The organism is Bacillus cereus group sp. MYBK108-1 (assembly GCF_051917185.1).
Lineage (GTDB): Bacteria > Bacillota > Bacilli > Bacillales > Bacillaceae_G > Bacillus_A > Bacillus_A cereus.
The window spans coordinates 180,940-198,177 of the sequence record NZ_JBQAHZ010000007.1; the positions used below are offsets into that span (position 1 = coordinate 180,940).

Genomic DNA, 17,238 nt, shown 5'->3' on the forward strand with positions numbered 1-17,238 from the left:
GATGTCTAAATGACAAAGAAAACAGAAATTCCATCACATTTAAAACCATTCGTATCCACACAACATTATGATCAATACACACCGGTGAATCACGCTGTGTGGCGTTATATTATGAGACAAAATCATAGCTTCTTAAAAGACGTTGCTCATCCAGCCTATGTGAACGGACTACAATCATCTGGTATTAATATAGATTCAATTCCAAAAGTAGAAGAAATGAATGAGTGTTTGGCACCAAGTGGCTGGGGTGCTGTAACGATTGACGGACTTATTCCCGGCGTAGCATTCTTCGATTTCCAAGGACACGGATTACTACCAATCGCAACAGATATTCGGAAAGTAGAAAATATCGAGTACACACCAGCGCCAGATATCGTACACGAAGCCGCAGGACACGCACCGATTTTACTTGATCCTACATATGCAAAATATGTGAAACGTTTTGGGCAAATTGGTGCAAAAGCTTTCTCTACAAAAGAAGAACATGATGCATTTGAAGCTGTTCGTACATTAACGATAGTAAAAGAAAGCCCTACTTCTACTCCTGATGAAGTTAAGGCTGCTGAAAATGCTGTAATTGAAAAACAAAACTTAGTTTCTGGTTTATCAGAAGCTGAACAAATTTCACGTCTTTTCTGGTGGACAGTAGAATATGGATTGATTGGAAATATAGATGATCCAAAAATATATGGTGCTGGTCTCCTTTCTTCTGTTGGCGAAAGCAAACATTGCTTAACAGACGCTGTAGAAAAAGTTCCATTTTCTATCGAAGCATGTACAGGGACAACTTATGACGTAACAAAAATGCAACCACAACTATTCGTTTGCAAGTCCTTTGAAGAATTAACAGATGCGCTTGAAACATTTTCTAAAACAATGGCCTTTAAAACAGGTGGAAAAGAAGGTTTAGAAAAAGCAATTCGCTCTGAGAACTATGCAACAGCTGAGCTAAATAGCGGATTACAAATTACAGGTACATTTAGCGAGACAATTGAAAACGATGCAGGTGAATTAATTTACATGCGAACAAATTCGCCAACGGCATTAGCACTTCATAATAAACAGTTAGCGAATCATTCTACTTCTGTACACAGTGACGGATTTGGAACACCAATTGGATTACTCACTGAAAATATTGCATTAGAAAATTGTACAGACGAACAACTACAATCATTAGGAATTACAATTGGAACTATCGCTGAGTTTACTTTTGCAAGTGGTATTCATGTAAAAGGAACAGTAACAGATATTGTAAAAAGCGATAAGAAAATTGCTCTTATTTCCTTTATCGATTGCACAGTTACTTATAACGCCCGCGTTTTATTTGATGCTTCATGGGGCGCATTTGATATGGCTGTTGGCTCACAAATCACTTCAGTATTCCCAGGTGCCGCAGATGCAGCAGCATTTTTCCCAATGGATGAAGAAGTTCAAGAAATTCCTGCTCCACTTGTACTGAATGAACTTGAACGTATGTATCAAACAGTTCGAGATATTCGAAGTGAGGGGATTTTACACGAAGCGCATATCGATCAATTAGTAGCAATTCAAGAAGTATTAAATAAATTTTATGCGAAAGAATGGTTGCTGCGCCTTGAAGTATTAGAGTTACTTTTAGAGCATAACAAAGGGCATGAAACATCTGCAGCATTACTACATCAACTTTCTACTTTCACAACTGACGAAGCTGTAACACGCCTTATTAACAATGGTCTTGCGTTACTTCCAGTAAAGGATGTGAAAAATGATGCTAAGATTAACTGAAGAAGAAGTTCACGAGGAATTATTGAAGGTAGATAAATGGATGGTAAAAGATGAGAAATGGATTGAACGAAAATATATGTTTTCCGACTACTTAAAAGGAGTCGAATTTGTCTCTGAAGCCGCCAAACTATCAGAAGAACATAATCACCATCCATTTATCCTTATCCAGTATAAAGCAGTTATTATTACTTTGTCATCTTGGAATGCAAAAGGTTTAACGAAACTAGATTTTGAGCTTGCAAAACAATTTGATGAACTATTTTTACAAAACGAAAACGCAATTATAAGAAAATAAAAAAGAGAAGCCTTTTTAGGCTTCTCCTTTTATTTTGAAATGGATACAATGTCCAAATGGATCCTCGACTTGTAATATTCCATCTTTGTACGTAGCAATCTTGCCAATATTTTTTAAGCTTTCACATACTTGCTCTTTTTGTTTTTCATCCGCTAGTACAATTGTGAAATATTTTAAACCAACAGAACCTGGCATTTGCGGTGGTACCCCTTCACCTTGCCACGTATTTAAACCGATATGGTGATGATAACCACCTGCTGATACGAACAACGCTCCATTACGAGCTGGGATCGTTACTTCAAAACCAAGACCATCAACATAGAAACGTTTCGCTTCCTCTAAATCAGCTACATGGAAATGAATATGCCCCATCACAGTACCAGCTGGAAATCCATTCCATGTACTTCCTTGCTGTAATAATTCTTCACCAGCTAACGGGTTACTAACAAATGGGAGTTCTCCATTCTCATCACGCCAAACTTCTTTTTGTCGATCATGATAAATTTCAATCCCGTTTCCATCTGGATCAGCTAAATAAAGAGCTTCACTAAAGTAATGATCGGCTCCGCCATGTAGTGGATATACCATCTCTACAAGATGACGAAGAACATTCGCTAAATCCTGCCTACTTGGTAATAAAATTGCGTAATGATATAACCCTGTTCTTGCTCTTTGTTTCGGAAAAGCTTCTTTCTTTTCTTCAATGATAAGAAGTGGTTCATCATTTTCATTCCCAAATGTAACGACTTCTTCTTCTTCTTTTAGCACCTTCATACTTAGTACTTCCGTATAAAACTCTAGTGATTTCTTTACATTAGATACGTATAAATGAACAACATCAAGTGTTGTATCGGGATGAAGTTGAAAACTCATCTTGTTAGCCCCCATTTAAATTAGTTCTTCTTTGACATTTTTTCTTTTAAGAAATTATCTACAAAACCATCAGCTTTTGCAACAAATAAATATGCACCCATTGCTAATAATGCAAGTTCTAATTCGAAACCAGGATTTTTTCCATCTCCCAATAAACCAGCTGACCATTTCACTTTTACGATTGCTCCAACCATAACAAGCGCAAATAATAATCCAATATATCTTACACCTAAACCTAGAATTAATAATAAGCCTCCAACTAATTCAAATGTTGCTACACCGTATGCAAGTCCTCCTGGTAAACCAATGCTTGTAAACCACCCTGCAATATTGTCAATTCCTGATTGGAATTTTGTTAAACCGTGCATGAAGAATGTTACCCCTAACACGATACGAATAATTAAGTTACCAATATGTTGATTCATTTCTTTCTCTCCTTTATAGTTTTCTTATACAAAACTTTTATTTACATTACAAAACATACACTAATTTTTTTTATTCGTCAATTCATTTTCACTGGGAAAAAATATATTTTTTTTGCTATGATACAAATAGTTGTTTACAAAAAGGAGCTTGATTTTATGAATATTGGTTCTGCAATACGTGAAATTCGTCAACGTAGGGGCATAACAATCGCACAAATTTGTGAGGGAACAGGTCTTTCTAAAGGATTTATGAGTCAGGTTGAAAATAATAAAACATCACCATCTATCTCAACTTTAGAAACGATCTCCAATTTTTTAAACGTTCCCCTTCCCTATTTATTGTTAGAGCAAAAAGATCGATTAAAAATTGTCAAAAAAGAAGAACGGAAATACAGTGTATACGGCAAAGATGAGCAAAGAATTGAACATGTTGCGGAGCAAGGGGGCCTTCGCCTATCTTTAGTAGAAATCCCTACTGGATTCCCGAAAGAAAATTCACCAAATGCCCATGAAGGGGAAGAATGTCACCTTGTATTACGCGGAAAATTAGAAGTTCAGCACGGTGAGGATATTGCAATTGTAGAAGAAGGTGATTCTTTCTCATGGAATGCATGCGTTCCTCATATTGTTCGTAATATAGGAGAAGAAACTGCATTATTACTCATCTCTAGTTATGCAGAAAATCGAAAACGTGTTTACTAAATAATAAAAAAGAAGCCTGTTAAACAGGCTTCTTTTTTATCCCCTTATAATTCCATAACTTGTCCCAACTAGTACAGTCTTCTCATGCTGATTGCGATAAACTGACTCGATTGAAACTTTTTTATAGCCTTCCATTTGCTCAACATTTGTTAAAGTTAGTTCACAAGTGATTGTATCTCCTGTGAAAACTGGTCTAATAAACTCACTTACTAATTCTCTTGCTATGTAATGTAACTCTTCTCCCACTTTCGTCCCAATGCTAGCAGTCAATAAACCATGAACCATTAATCTTCCATTTTCATCGTATTCCACATGGTGTCTACCTTTATCACCGGTAATATTTGCAAATTCAAAAACTTCTTCCTCAGTAAATCTTCTTTCATATTTAAATACATCCCCAGCTTTTACACTCATTTTTATCCCCCTAATAATAAACAGAATTTTCTTTTATTTTATCATAAAACGAGCCTCAATCCATTCTCTATTATCAAAAGTCTCAAAATTACCTCGCTATACTTTTTTACTTTCCATTCATTTATCGGTGACCATCTCTTTTTGCGACTTGATATCCATAATACGCACATGTTCCATTTCTCGATAGCTCTCTAACTTCAAATCCACAGCTTCTATAAAAATCAAAATTGTTCGCTGATGTATGCGCAAACCAATCACCGTGGGGAAGTTTTTGCAGGCAAAGAGCTACAAGCTTCTTACCTAATCCCTTCCCTCTATATTCACACTTCACAACTAAATTTACTATGTTCGCAATCATAATTCCATCAGAAATGACTCTAACCATCGCAATCATCTCTTCCTCATCCCAAATTGTGAAAGCCCATGTTGAATTTTCGAATGCTATCGTAAATTTTTCAATTTGCCAAGAAGGGATATTATCATTACTCCAACCGGCATCTTCAAATAAAGCTTTAATTGCATATGCTGGTACACTACTCGTTCCCTCACGAATAATAAGTCCATTATGATAAATGTACATGTAACCCCTCCCTTTATTTTCATATACCATTCTTCAAAAAATGCAATTTACCTTTAAAAAAGTAATTTTTTCATCCAACACGCTTAATAGAATAAACTAGAGCATCGATTCCATGAAATGACGTTGTTTTCTCGTAGCTGAGCCCAGTTTTTCTAGCAACAAATATTGAGGCGGGATGATTCGGATTAATAAGAGAAATTAATTTATTCATTCGTAATGCTTGGAAACCATAGTCACGAAATGCTGCCGCCGCTTCTTTTGCATACCCTTTTCCCCAATACTGAGGAAGTAACCAATAACCAATTTCAATTTCCTCTTTTCCATCTATTTTCTGCTTTACCAGCCCTGCATGACCAATTCTTGTTCCCGTTTCCTTTTCAATCAATACAAATAAACCGAGACCGTTTTTATAGCTAGGAATCACCCATTCCTCCAGACTTTTTTTACACTGCATATATGTTTTTAATGTCCCATTTCCAATATAACGCATTACCTTCTCGTTCCCCCATAGTGAAGCGTAGAACTGTAAATCATCCATTGTATATTTGCGAATTTGTAAACGTTCTGTATGAAACATGCTGGCACTCCTTTCCACTAATTTATTCTTCATTTCACGATCATGTTTTGTATGTATACGGTATGTTACTATTTATTATAAAGTGAAACTTTAATCAGTGGGGAATTTTGTTCACCCCACTGATTATTAGCCTTTACCAATCGGACGTTTACGGGCAGTGGATCTCCCGTCTAACTTCTTTGCTTTAACTGAATTTTTAGGCGAGAGTCTTACTGCCTGGAAAATAGCGGGATAAATGAACCAACGATAAAATTCAGAATATTCATTCTAAACAACTAAAAAAAGCAGTAGACAACTATTGTCCACTGCATCCATATCATAACTAGCATAAAGAAAACTACAATTGAGGGGGGTGTAGGATTTTCAAATATACTAGATACTTATCCCGTTCTAACGGGCGGTAAACTTTCCAATTGTTTCAAGTGAAAAGTTTACCGCTCATAAGAACTTCCTTCGTTCATTAAGATAGTATTGCTAGATAATCATATACACGCTTAGATTTCTCTCCACCCATTCGTGCATGTTGAAGAAGAGAAATACCATGAGGGCCAGATGCACGCAATGCTTCTGGTTGAGCTACTAAAATAGCTTGTACAACTTCTAATTCACCAAGCATAGCTGCTGCAAAAATATCCATCCGAGCACCCTTTTCTAGTAAATAAAGAGCAATATCTTTACGACCTACATGTGCCGATGCGCCTAACGCACTTTCCCAATCTGATCCACCCCAATTATAAGAAGCGTGAAGTAAGCTTGGTGATTCAACCAATAGCTCTTGTACTTTCTCTAAATCCCCGTGAGCTGCCATAACAAATTCTCTTACTAATTCAGTGGTAATACGCTCTTCTGTTTGCATCGCTCTTCTCCCCTTTTAGAAATTCGTTTCGGTGTAAAAAAAGGCTTGTCACTTCCCTGAAAAATATCTACATCTATGCCAAATACATGTTGAAACATTTCATGGCATAGTACTTCTTCTGGTATACCATCATACTGAATCTTTCCTCGCTTTAATACAAGTAAACGATCACTATATTGAGCAGCTTGGTTAATGTCATGTAAAACCATTATAATTGTCATTCCAAACTCCTCATTTAATCGTTTCACAAGTTCCATTACTTCCAACTGGTGAACGATATCTAAAAAGGTTGTTGGTTCATCCAATAATAAGACATTTGTACGTTGCGCTAGCGTCATCGCAATCCAAGCACGTTGCCGTTCCCCTCCTGATAAAGAATGTAAAAGACGATATTCATACCCTTCAAGATTTGTAACAGACAATGCCCAATCAACAATTTCTTCATCTTCTTTATTTAAGCGGCTACTCCATGATTTATGTGGACCTCTTCCGAACTCAATTAGTTCTTTCACTGTTAAGTCTAATTGATGATCATGCATTTGTGGTAACATTGCTAATTGCTTCGCTACATCAGCACTCTTCATCATATGAATATTTTTCCCATCTAAAATGATGTCCCCTTCGCTTTGTTTCAGTAGCCTTGCTATTAAACGAAGCAAAGTAGATTTTCCCGATCCATTCGGACCAATTAAACTAACGATTTCTCCAACCTTAATATGTACATTCATATTTTGCATTTGAAATCTTTCAGAGTGTGCGTAAAACACTTTGTTAACGGAAATCACTTTGTTTTCCTCCTCTATGAATTAAATATAAGAAGAACGGACCACCTAAGAAGGACAGTAAAATACCAACAGGCAATTCGATTGGGTCAAACCAACTTCGAGCTATTGCATCCGCAAAAACAAGTAATACCCCGCCGCCAAGGCATGATAAAGGTAGCAAATATCTATAATCATTTCCAACTAATAAACGTAGCATATGTGGTACGACAAGACCGACAAATCCAATAAGACCAGACACACTTACTGCAATTCCAGCTAATAATGTACTTACTACGATTAAATAAAACCGACTTTTTTCCACATTATGTCCTAATAACTTTGCCATTTCATCTCCAAGCATTAACACTCGAATATGCTTAATACCAAAGAAAGCTAATATAATGGCGAATATTGCATAATAAATAATCATGTTTAAATGTGCCCAACTTACACCACCAATACCGCCCGCTAACCACGGTAACACCGATTGTACTTTGTCACTATGTAATAACATTAATGCTGACGTTGCTGCACCAATTAATGCATTGATCGACACCCCTACTAAGACGATTCTTGAAGGTGGTGCCCCTTTTTGCCATGATAAAGCATAAATAACCATCGCTGTTATGAAAGCTCCCAAAAACGCCCCTAGTGGTAAAAAAGCTAGATGCTGTGGGAATAAAATCATGATGACAATTGCTACAAGGCCTGCTCCAGATGAAACTCCGATAATACCAGGATCTGCAAGAGGGTTTCTCATAACCCCTTGTAGCAGTGTACCAGATGCAGCTAAACATGTTCCTACTATAAACCCAATAAGCACTCTCGGTATGCGAAGATCCCATACAATTCGATGAACTGTCGAACCTTCCTCTTGTATACCTGTTAAAATATCTCGTATAGAAAAGGATAAACTTCCTGCGAAAAGACCGTACAAGAGACCTAGGATTGTTAATACAACTAAAGTAACTGCTATTATCCATCTTTTTTTCGCAAAAGGATGTTCCTTTTCTCTTACTACTTCACTACTTTCCATACGTATCATTTCCTTACATCTTGTATACTTTTATACATAAAATCCATTGCTTCTGTAACTTTTGTACCAGGATTAGATCCAAATAAATCAGGTGGCAAAATAACTACGCGGTTTTGTTTTACTGCCTCTAAATTTTTCCACGCTTCATTTTTCATCATTTCGCCTTCGAATGCTTTTTTCACACTTTTTGGATCTCCGTGTGTAATTAAATAAATCACATCTGGATTCGCCTCAATAATACGTTCTACACTTAGCTGTGCATATTGCGGATATTCTTTCGTTTCTGGAAAATCAGAAGCAATATTTTTTCCGCCTGTTTTTTCTAAAATATCACCTGATAAAGATGTTGGTAATGCCGCTAAATAAGTACCTGGTGCGCCATACACTAGCAATGCTTTCACATCGCTCTTTTTCTCATATTTCTTCATTTGATCATTCATTTTTTGATTAATTTCTTTTGCTTTATCTTCTTTCTTCATTACCGTTCCATATAATTCAATATTCTTTTGAATATCTTGTACAGAATTCGCAGAAGAAATGATAACTTGCGTTCCTTGTCCTTCAACCGTTGGCACATTCTTTTGGAATCCATTGTTAGCAACAAGTACATCGGGCTTTAAACTAGCAATTTGCTCAAAATTCGGTTGATGTGCATTCCCAATTACTTGTGCTTTCTTTAACTCCTCTGGAAGAGTTAATTTCGTATCCGGGCGACCTACTATTTTTCCACCTAAAGCATGAATAATATCCATGTCCCCCATACTTAATGTTGCAAAACTTTCTGGCACTTTATCGAATGTTACCTTTCTTCCTGATAGGTCGGTAATTTCGATTTTCTCTTTTCCTTTTTCTGTTTTGGTTGCAGACGCTTTTTCGTCCCCTTTGGCACTGCAACCTATTAACAAGAAAAAAATAGATAAAATCGCTGTAAATAGCGTAATAGATTTTTTCATTCCTTCACCTCTAATTGATAATGATAATCATTAACTACTATTCTACTTTAATTGATAAGGATTATCATTGTCAACACGAAACGCATACATTTTTCTACAAAAAACAAAAAGCGTGACAAAAAGATTTTTTCTTTTCGCCACGCTCTAGTTAACAATATTATTCACATTCATTTTCCTCTAGCTGGTCACGCATCACTTTCACACGCTGAAAGAAAAAGAACGATAAACTTAAAAATATAACGACGCTCCCCATCATAACAAAAAATTGGATTGTCTCTTTTGCTCCATTCGGAATCAACAAGCCAACCATTAACAATGTACTTACAGCGAGAAGAATTTGTCCGAACCGAGTATAGTCTTCTATTTTTCCTTTTAATTCTTTCATTATATTCTCACTCCTCCATTTCACTGTATCATATTCTATGAAACTGAAAGACCAGTAAATACAGCCATTCTGGGAGATGTTTTCCAATAAAAAAAGAGCCGCTTTACTGCGGCTCTTTTTTAATCATTATTCACCTTTATATGCTTCCATATAAATTTCTTTCAGTTCTGAAATAAGCGGCAACTTTGGATTAGCAGTTGTACATTGATCTTCAAAAGCTCTTTCTGCTAATACTCCAACAACCTCTTCAAATTGCTCTTTATCTACTCCTTGTCCTGCAATACTCATGTTAATATTTAAGCTTTTTCCAAGCTCAATAATTGCTTTGACGAGTGATTCCACCCCTTCTGCTACCGAGCTTGCTGGAAGCCCGAGCATTCTCGCTATATGTGCATATCTTTCATCTGCCACAAAGTGCTCATATTTTGGGAACAATGCGTGTTTTCTTGGCTTAATAGCATTATAACGGACTACGTGCGGCATTAGAATGGCATTTGCGCGTCCGTGCGGAATATGGAATTCTGGTCCAATCTTATGTGCTAAGCTGTGATTAATACCGAGGAAAGCATTTGCAAATGCCATACCTGCAATTGCAGAAGCGTTATGCATTTTTTCTCTTGCTTCTTCATCATTTCCATCTTTATATGCTCTCGGTAAATATTTGAATACGAGATCAATAGCTTTTAATGCTAATCCATCTGTATAGTCATTTGCCATAACAGACACATACGCCTCAATTGCATGTGTTAAAACATCCATACCAGTATCTGCTGTTACATGTGGTGGTACTGTCATTACAAATTGCGGATCAACAATTGCTACATCTGGTGTTAATTCATAATCTGCGAGCGGATACTTTATATTATTTTTCTTATCTGTAATAACCGCAAATGGTGTCACTTCTGATCCCGTTCCTGATGTCGTTGGAATCGCAACAAACTGCGCCTTATTTCCTAATTCCGGATATTTACATGTACGTTTTCTTATATCTAAAAACTTCTGTTTAATACCATAGAATGTCGTTTCTGGATGCTCATAGAATAACCACATTCCTTTTGCTGCATCCATAGCTGAACCACCACCAAGTGCGATAATTACATCTGGCTTAAAGCTTCTCATCATTTCCGCACCTTTAAAAACAGTTTCATCTGATGGATCTGGTTCGACCTCAAAGAAAACTTCAACTTTCACATCATTTGCATGCTTGTTTAAATAGTGCGCGACTGTATCGACATAGCCATGTTCAACCATTCCAGGGTCCGTTACAATAAATGCACGTGAAATGTTAGGCATATTTGCTAAATAAGCTGTAGCATGTTTTTCAAAATAAATTTTTGGTGGCAATTTGAACCACTGCATATTCTTTTTTCTATTTGCCAGCCTTTTTATATTTAATAAATGAGTGGCTGTTACATTTTGGGAAACTGAATTCTTTCCGTATGAACCACAACCAAGTGTAAGTGATGGAATAAATCCATTATATATATCCCCTATTCCACCTTGTGATGAAGGTGCATTTACAATGAGACGGCAAGCTTTCATACGTAACCCAAATTGCTTTTGCACATCTTTATTTGTAGAATGGATAACTGCTGAATGTCCTAAACCACCGAGGTTCAACATTTCTTCGCAATATGTAAATCCTTCTTCTAATGAATTCGCCTTCACACAAGCTAATACTGGACTCAGTTTCTCACGAGATAACGGATATGCTGCTCCGATACCTTGAATTTCAGCTACAAGCATTTTTGTATGTTCAGGAACAGTAATCCCAACTAAATCGGCAATATACTGTGCTGATTTCCCTACAATATCACTATTTACTGCACATGTATTTTCATTTATAACAAGCTTTTCTAATTTTTTTCTTTCTTCTTCTGTTACAAAATAACAATTGTTTTCAATCATTTCTGTTTTAACATCATCATAAATTTCTTTATCGACAATGATTGCTTGTTCCGATGCACAAATCATACCATTATCAAATGTTTTCGATAAAATTAAATCATTAACAGCTCGTTTTACATGTGCTGATTTTTCTATATAACACGGTACATTACCAGGACCAACGCCTAACGCTGGTTTTCCAGTAGAGTAAGCTGATTTAACCATACCAGCGCCTCCAGTTGCTAGAACGAGTGCTACACCATCATGGTTCATTAATTGTTTCGTCGCTTCAACAGACGGTCTTTCAATCCATTGAATACAGTGTTTTGGTGCACCAGCTTTCATCGCTGCATCATATACTGTTTTCGCCGCTGCCACAGAACATTTTTGTGCGGAAGGATGAAATGCGAAAATAATTGGATTTCTTGTTTTTATCGCAATTAACGCTTTAAACATTGTTGTCGACGTTGGATTCGTTACTGGCGTTACCCCAGCTACCACACCGACAGGTTCCGCGATTTCTATTATTTCTTCATGAGAATCTTCGTGAATAATTCCTACCGTTTTATCTTGCTTTATACTATGCCAAATATATTCAGTGGCAAAAATATTTTTAATGCATTTGTCTTCATATACACCACGGCCAGTTTCTTCAACTGCCAATTTTGCTAGCGGCATATGTTGATCAACACCTGCTAATGCCATTTCATGAACAATGTTGTCAATTTCCTCTTGTGTAAAACTTTCTAATGCTTGTAAAGCTTGTTGACCATTATTTACTAGCGTATCAATCATCTTTTTTACTTCCTGCATTTCATTTACAACTTTCTCTTTGACTACCATGTAAATTTCCTCCTATTCTACTATCACGGTCCTTATATGTCCCTATAGGTCAAAATAAGTCCCTATTAACATAAAAAAATAGAGATGCTTTCCTACATGAATTTAATTGTTTGTGAAATGTTTCACAAATTTGTTCGTGAGTAACATTTCCTGAATTCAATATACATGAAATCATTTCGTTTGTGTATGTCTATTTTGTGAAATGTTTCACAAAATGATGTAAAAAAAAACACACTGCTAATATAGAGCAGTGCATTTTTTTATTATGCTAACGCTTGTGCTAAATCTTCAATTAAATCTTCACCATCTTCAATACCGACAGAAATACGAATTAATGTATCTGTAATTCCTAATTCTTTGCGGCGATCAGCTGGGATTGATGCATGTGTCATTTGAGATGGAATAGAAATTAAACTTTCTACTGCTCCTAAACTTTCAGCAAGTGTAAAGTACTGCAATTTCTCAAGTACTTTATTTAATGTCTCTTCACTATCTACATCAAATGAGATAATAGCACCAAATCCATTTGCTTGTTCTGTTGCTAATTCGTGGTTTTGATGTGATTCAAGACCTGGGTAATATACTTTATTTACTTTTGGATGATTATTTAAGAACTCAGCAATAGCGCGTGAATTCGTTTCATGTTCTTCCATACGAATTCCTAACGTTTTTAAACCACGAAGTAGTAAGAAGCTATCTTGTGGCCCAAGAATACCGCCTGTTGAGTTTTGTACAAAGTGAAGATCCTCTGCTAGTTGTGGGCTATTTACAACTACTAGACCTGCAACTACGTCACTATGACCTCCTAAATATTTCGTTGCGCTATGAAGCACAATATCTGCTCCTAAAGAAATCGGTGACTGCCAATATGGCGTCATGAATGTGTTATCAATAATTGTTAATAAGTCTTTCTCTTTAGCAAGAGTAGATATTTTCTTAATATCAGTAATTTTTAGTAGTGGGTTCGTTGGTGTTTCTACATAAATTGCTTTCGTATTTGGACGAATCGCTTCTTCAACTTCCTCTAAGTTTGTTGTATCTACAAATGTATGCTCAATACCGAAACGGTTTAATACTTTCGTAATAACGCGGTATGTTCCGCCATACACATCATCTGTTAAAATAACGTGGTCACCTTTTGAGAACAACATAATTGTCGCTGTAATAGCAGCCATTCCTGAACCAAATGCAAATCCAGCATGCCCATTTTCTAATACAGCAATCATTTCTTCTAAAGCTGCACGTGTTGGGTTACCTGTACGTGAATATTCATATCCTTGATGCTTACCAACTGCTTCTTGTTTGTACGTACTTGTTTGATAAATCGGTACGTTTACAGATCCAGTTGAAGGTTCTCCTATGCGAATACCATGAATTAACTTTGTCTTTGCTCTCATTTTTTATTCCCATCCTTTGTATATGTCTTTACTTAAATAGCGCTCACTGCTATCTGGAAAAATGGTTACAATATTTGTACCTGGTGCTGCCTTCTCTGCCTCAAGTAAGCTCGCATGAAATGCTGCTCCTGAAGAGCTTCCAACGAGAAGTCCTTCTTTTTGCGCTAATTCTTTCACTCGTAAAAATGCATTTCGATCAGAAATCGTATGAATTTCATCAAAATAAGATGTCTTCAAAAATGGGGGGATAAATTCCAGTCCAATTCCTTCGGTCTCATGTGAACCAGCCTTACCACCATTTAAAATAGATCCTTCTGGCTCTACGATAACTGTTTTAATATCTATATTTTTTTCTTTCAAGTAAGATGCAGTCCCCATAAACGTACCGCCAGTTCCTGCTCCAGCAACAAATATGTTAATCTCTCCATTCAATGCGTCCCACAGTTCAGGTCCTAATGTTTTAAAATATGCACGAGGATTTGCCTCATTTGCGAACTGACTTGGAGAGTATGAATTCGGTATTTCATTTACTAACTCTTTTGCTTTAGCAATTGCACCGGTCATTCCTTGCTCAGTCGGTGTATGCACGACAGTTGCACCTAGTGCTTTCATTAATTCTTGTTTTTCAATACTAAATTTCTCTGGTACACAAACAATAACACGTAAATCATGTTCTAATGCTGCAAGTGCCAGTCCAATACCAGTATTCCCAGCAGTCGGTTCAATAATTGTTCCACCCTGGGTAACAAGCCCTTTTTCTAGCGCATCTTCGATTAATTCTCTTCCTAAACGATCCTTAACGCTTCCGCCTGGATTATAAAATTCAAGCTTTGCAAATAAACGGACCCCTGTTGGAAGTGAAAAACGAGTAATTTCTACAATTGGTGTATGACCAATTAACTCATGAACTCCACGATATACATTCATCGTGTTCTCCCCCTTGTTTGCCAATAAAGAAAAGGCAACTGTATGTATTTTCTTTATATGAGACAGTTGCCTTTTTGTTACATTACTTTAACTCTTCTAACACTTTTACGATAAAGTTTGTAGAATGAAGAGCTGCTTGATCTAAAAACTGATCAAATGAAACATTTGATTCTTTACCAGCAATATCAGAAAGTGCGCGAATGATAACAAACGGAATTTCATATTGGTGGCATACTTGTGCAACAGCTGCTGCTTCCATTTCTACCGCATAAAGATTTTCAAATTTATCACGGATGGCTGCAACGCGGTTCGGATCACTCATAAATGAATCACCTGTTGCAATCATACCTTTTACAACTTGAATATTTTCTTCAGTCTGCATACATTTCTCAGCTAATGCAACTAACGCCTCATCAGCTTTAAATCCAGGCGGCATTCCTGGTACTTGACCATATTCATAGTTAAATGCTGTTACATCTACATCATGGTGACGAACTTCAGTGGAAATAACTACATCACCAACGTTTAGAGAATGATGGAATCCACCAGCTGAACCAGTATTAATTACTTTTTCAGGCTTATATTTTTCTAATAAAATTGTCGTTGACATCGCTGCGTTTACTTTACCAATACCAGACTTTAACAAGATTACTTCATGCCCTGCTAATAGCCCTTTCGTAAATTCACAACCAGCAACCGTTTCTGTTTCTGCTTGTTCTAATTTGTCACGTAAAATACGTACTTCTTCTTCCATTGCTCCAATTACAGCAATTCTCAATCTAATCCCTCTTTCTATTGCTTAGTTGCCTCCATTACCCAAACGAAATGATTTAATCTCGTGAAAGTTACATGGAAGCCATTGTTTTCAAAAATAGTCTGCATAACTGGAATACGTGTATAGTATTCCGTTTGCAAATCGTTTGCTAACTGGTGGAAACCTCTTTCTTTTGCTGTTTCAACAGTTTTATCATATGCATCTTGATCTGCAAATATCGTATCAGCAAACACTATTTTACCACCTTTGTTTAGCAATTGACTATACTTCGCAATCGCTACATTTTTTTCATCATCTGTTAAATGATGAAATGCATAGGTGCTTACAATGGTATCAATTGAATTTGGAACTTCAAACGAAAGAAAATCACCCTCTGTAATTGAAAATTCTTTTGGCAATTTCTCTTTTGCAATCATGCGCATTTCACGCGACGGTTCTATACCGTAAACTGTGCGGCCAGCAAGTAATAATTTATTTGTTAAATTACCTGTACCGACACCAAATTCTAATACATTACCAAATGACTTGTTAACTACATCCTCTAGAATGTCCTCATAATGAGAGAAAACTTCTTTATATTGTATATCTTCGCCTTGTACAAATGAGTCGTACGTATGAGCCCACTCATCAAATAAACCATTAAATTCTGTACCCATAAAAATTCCCCTTTTTCTTATCGGTTTTATCAGTATGATATTCCCTCTTTCTAAAAATGTCAATTGAAATGTACATGGTATTTCCTTCTTTTCTTTGTTACACTATAGTTGATTACATAGGAGAGGGGCCGTCTTCATGTCATTTACCTTTGAAATGTTAGAAGATAAAGTAGAGTTTTTTGAAGCGGGAGACTTAGCTTCTTTAGAACGAAAAATTAGTGAACAAATTGATAATAATAAAGCACTTATGCTTGAAGTTCATCACATCTCTCATCAAATGGTTATGGATCCTGAAAGCAAAAGACCGTATTATAGCGCGGTTGTTCATTTTAAATTAAAGAAATTGCGTTAACAAAAAAGAGAAGCTCCTAAGGAGCTTCTCTTTTTTAGTTTAGAGTTTGAACAAGTACTGGTTTCCAGCCCTCATTGTCTACCCAATCAATATTTACGTAATATCTTTTCCCACTTTGCTTATCTTGAACATCACCATAAGCTTTGCTCTTTCCAGTTTTGTCTCTTCCAACAAAATGGAATACTAATTGCTCTTTCGGTATCTCAACACCTGCAGCAATTGCACTTTGCATCTCATTCCAATCTGATGACCCTTGTTTAAACGTCATCGCCGGTGATGAACCTTGTTCTGTTCCTACAGCTTTCCAAGAAGGTTTTGTGTAAGCCTCTTTTGCCTTAGATACAGTTTTTTCAGCTGATACTTTCTCGTTAGCTTTCGCTTCTTCTTCAGCTTTTTTCTGTTCTTCTTCAGCCTTTAGCTTCTCTTCTTCAGCTTTTTTCTTAGCTTCTGCTTGCTCTTGTTCTTTTTCTTTTTTCTTAGCAGATTCTTTATCTTCTGATTTTCCAGCTTTCTCATTCTTTGTTGTTTGTTGAGAGACTTTCTTATCAGTAGAAGATGCTTGCTCTTTCGTACTAGGAACGAACAATTGATATGCTACAATAGCTACTAATAGTAATACAATAGCGATTGCAATATTTAAAACACCGTTTTGACGACGTTTTTGTTGTTTCTGTTGGAATCTTGATCCTCCTGCCATTCTCCAAACCTCCATGCAGTTTTTCCTAATTGCTATTGTAACATTAAATCTAGAAAGGTTGAACATTTACAATGATATTT

The 17,238-nt window shown here is 36.4% G+C and carries 20 protein-coding genes; 4 read left to right on the forward strand and 16 right to left on the reverse strand.

Going from position 1 to position 17,238, the window contains the following annotated elements:
* Window positions 1-9: 9 nt before the first annotated feature.
* Both ACTFSL_RS13225 and ACTFSL_RS13230 read left to right on the forward strand, forming a co-directional pair.
* Window positions 10-1,764, forward strand: coding sequence for an aromatic amino acid hydroxylase (locus ACTFSL_RS13225; RefSeq protein WP_420685174.1), 1,755 nt, complete (start codon window positions 10-12; stop codon window positions 1,762-1,764).
* The gene (locus ACTFSL_RS13230; RefSeq protein ID WP_000979538.1) at window positions 1,745-2,059 is read left to right on the forward strand and encodes a 4a-hydroxytetrahydrobiopterin dehydratase; all 315 of its coding nucleotides are present in this window, start codon (window positions 1,745-1,747) and stop codon (window positions 2,057-2,059) included. The genes ACTFSL_RS13225 and ACTFSL_RS13230 overlap by 20 nt, the downstream gene beginning before the upstream one ends.
* A gap of 15 nt (window positions 2,060-2,074) precedes the next feature.
* On the opposite strand, the gene ACTFSL_RS13235 is transcribed toward ACTFSL_RS13230, so the two are convergent.
* Window positions 2,075-2,932 (reverse strand): VOC family protein, encoded by an 858-nt coding sequence (locus ACTFSL_RS13235; protein WP_440041832.1) that lies wholly within the window; start codon window positions 2,930-2,932, stop codon window positions 2,075-2,077.
* A 20-nt stretch (window positions 2,933-2,952) separates the two neighbouring features.
* A complete protein-coding gene (locus tag ACTFSL_RS13240; protein WP_001071553.1) occupies window positions 2,953-3,357 on the reverse strand; it encodes a DoxX family protein in 405 nt (134 codons plus the stop codon).
* 156 nt (window positions 3,358-3,513) lie between these two features.
* Here ACTFSL_RS13240 and ACTFSL_RS13245 point away from each other — a divergent pair, with 156 nt between their 5' ends.
* Complete coding sequence (locus ACTFSL_RS13245; RefSeq protein ID WP_001020693.1) at window positions 3,514-4,059, forward strand: helix-turn-helix domain-containing protein; 546 nt, start codon at window positions 3,514-3,516, stop codon at window positions 4,057-4,059.
* A 36-nt stretch (window positions 4,060-4,095) separates the two neighbouring features.
* Here ACTFSL_RS13245 and ACTFSL_RS13250 read toward each other — a convergent pair whose 3' ends face one another.
* The 13 genes from ACTFSL_RS13250 to ACTFSL_RS13310 all read right to left on the reverse strand — a co-directional run bounded on the left by ACTFSL_RS13250 (window position 4,096) and on the right by ACTFSL_RS13310 (window position 16,109).
* On the reverse strand, window positions 4,096-4,473 hold the full coding sequence (locus ACTFSL_RS13250; RefSeq protein WP_000111564.1) for a MaoC/PaaZ C-terminal domain-containing protein: 378 nt from the start codon (window positions 4,471-4,473) through the stop codon (window positions 4,096-4,098).
* Window positions 4,474-4,594: 121 nt separating this feature from the next.
* The gene (locus tag ACTFSL_RS13255; RefSeq protein WP_000276126.1) at window positions 4,595-5,053 is read right to left on the reverse strand and encodes a GNAT family N-acetyltransferase; all 459 of its coding nucleotides are present in this window, start codon (window positions 5,051-5,053) and stop codon (window positions 4,595-4,597) included.
* 70 nt (window positions 5,054-5,123) lie between these two features.
* The gene (locus ACTFSL_RS13260; protein WP_004408018.1) at window positions 5,124-5,663 is read right to left on the reverse strand and encodes a GNAT family N-acetyltransferase; all 540 of its coding nucleotides are present in this window, start codon (window positions 5,661-5,663) and stop codon (window positions 5,124-5,126) included.
* Between the two features lie 427 nt (window positions 5,664-6,090).
* On the reverse strand, window positions 6,091-6,486 hold the full coding sequence (locus ACTFSL_RS13265; protein WP_001192766.1) for an ankyrin repeat domain-containing protein: 396 nt from the start codon (window positions 6,484-6,486) through the stop codon (window positions 6,091-6,093).
* Window positions 6,453-7,271 carry an ABC transporter ATP-binding protein gene (locus tag ACTFSL_RS13270; protein ID WP_000626552.1) on the reverse strand — a complete coding sequence of 273 codons (819 nt, stop codon included), beginning with the start codon at window positions 7,269-7,271 and terminating at the stop codon, window positions 6,453-6,455. The genes ACTFSL_RS13265 and ACTFSL_RS13270 overlap by 34 nt, the downstream gene beginning before the upstream one ends.
* The gene (locus tag ACTFSL_RS13275; RefSeq protein ID WP_002024813.1) at window positions 7,258-8,286 is read right to left on the reverse strand and encodes a FecCD family ABC transporter permease; all 1,029 of its coding nucleotides are present in this window, start codon (window positions 8,284-8,286) and stop codon (window positions 7,258-7,260) included. The genes ACTFSL_RS13270 and ACTFSL_RS13275 overlap by 14 nt, the downstream gene beginning before the upstream one ends.
* A 5-nt stretch (window positions 8,287-8,291) precedes the next feature.
* Entirely contained in the window at window positions 8,292-9,239 is a 948-nt protein-coding gene (locus ACTFSL_RS13280; protein WP_000748457.1) for an ABC transporter substrate-binding protein, read from the reverse strand.
* 157 nt (window positions 9,240-9,396) lie between these two features.
* Entirely contained in the window at window positions 9,397-9,624 is a 228-nt protein-coding gene (locus ACTFSL_RS13285; protein WP_098584550.1) for a YrhC family protein, read from the reverse strand.
* Window positions 9,625-9,750: 126 nt separating this feature from the next.
* On the reverse strand, window positions 9,751-12,354 hold the full coding sequence (adhE, locus tag ACTFSL_RS13290; protein ID WP_063537511.1) for a bifunctional acetaldehyde-CoA/alcohol dehydrogenase: 2,604 nt from the start codon (window positions 12,352-12,354) through the stop codon (window positions 9,751-9,753).
* Window positions 12,355-12,617: 263 nt separating this feature from the next.
* Complete coding sequence (locus ACTFSL_RS13295; RefSeq protein WP_001201908.1) at window positions 12,618-13,751, reverse strand: bifunctional cystathionine gamma-lyase/homocysteine desulfhydrase; 1,134 nt, start codon at window positions 13,749-13,751, stop codon at window positions 12,618-12,620.
* 3 nt (window positions 13,752-13,754) lie between these two features.
* Window positions 13,755-14,678, reverse strand: coding sequence for an O-acetylserine dependent cystathionine beta-synthase (locus ACTFSL_RS13300; RefSeq protein ID WP_001103883.1), 924 nt, complete (start codon window positions 14,676-14,678; stop codon window positions 13,755-13,757).
* An 82-nt stretch (window positions 14,679-14,760) separates the two neighbouring features.
* Window positions 14,761-15,456 (reverse strand): 5'-methylthioadenosine/S-adenosylhomocysteine nucleosidase, encoded by a 696-nt coding sequence (gene mtnN, locus ACTFSL_RS13305; RefSeq protein ID WP_001217026.1) that lies wholly within the window; start codon window positions 15,454-15,456, stop codon window positions 14,761-14,763.
* Window positions 15,457-15,470: 14 nt separating this feature from the next.
* On the reverse strand, window positions 15,471-16,109 hold the full coding sequence (locus tag ACTFSL_RS13310) for a class I SAM-dependent DNA methyltransferase (RefSeq protein WP_440041834.1): 639 nt from the start codon (window positions 16,107-16,109) through the stop codon (window positions 15,471-15,473).
* Window positions 16,110-16,245: 136 nt separating this feature from the next.
* On the opposite strand from ACTFSL_RS13310, the gene ACTFSL_RS13315 reads away from it, so the two are divergent.
* Complete coding sequence (locus ACTFSL_RS13315) at window positions 16,246-16,461, forward strand: YrzA family protein (RefSeq protein WP_000010984.1); 216 nt, start codon at window positions 16,246-16,248, stop codon at window positions 16,459-16,461.
* 34 nt (window positions 16,462-16,495) lie between these two features.
* On the opposite strand, the gene ACTFSL_RS13320 is transcribed toward ACTFSL_RS13315, so the two are convergent.
* Window positions 16,496-17,158, reverse strand: a complete 663-nt coding sequence (locus tag ACTFSL_RS13320) for a YrrS family protein (protein ID WP_000897098.1) — start codon at window positions 17,156-17,158, stop codon at window positions 16,496-16,498.
* Window positions 17,159-17,238 lie beyond the last annotated feature (80 nt).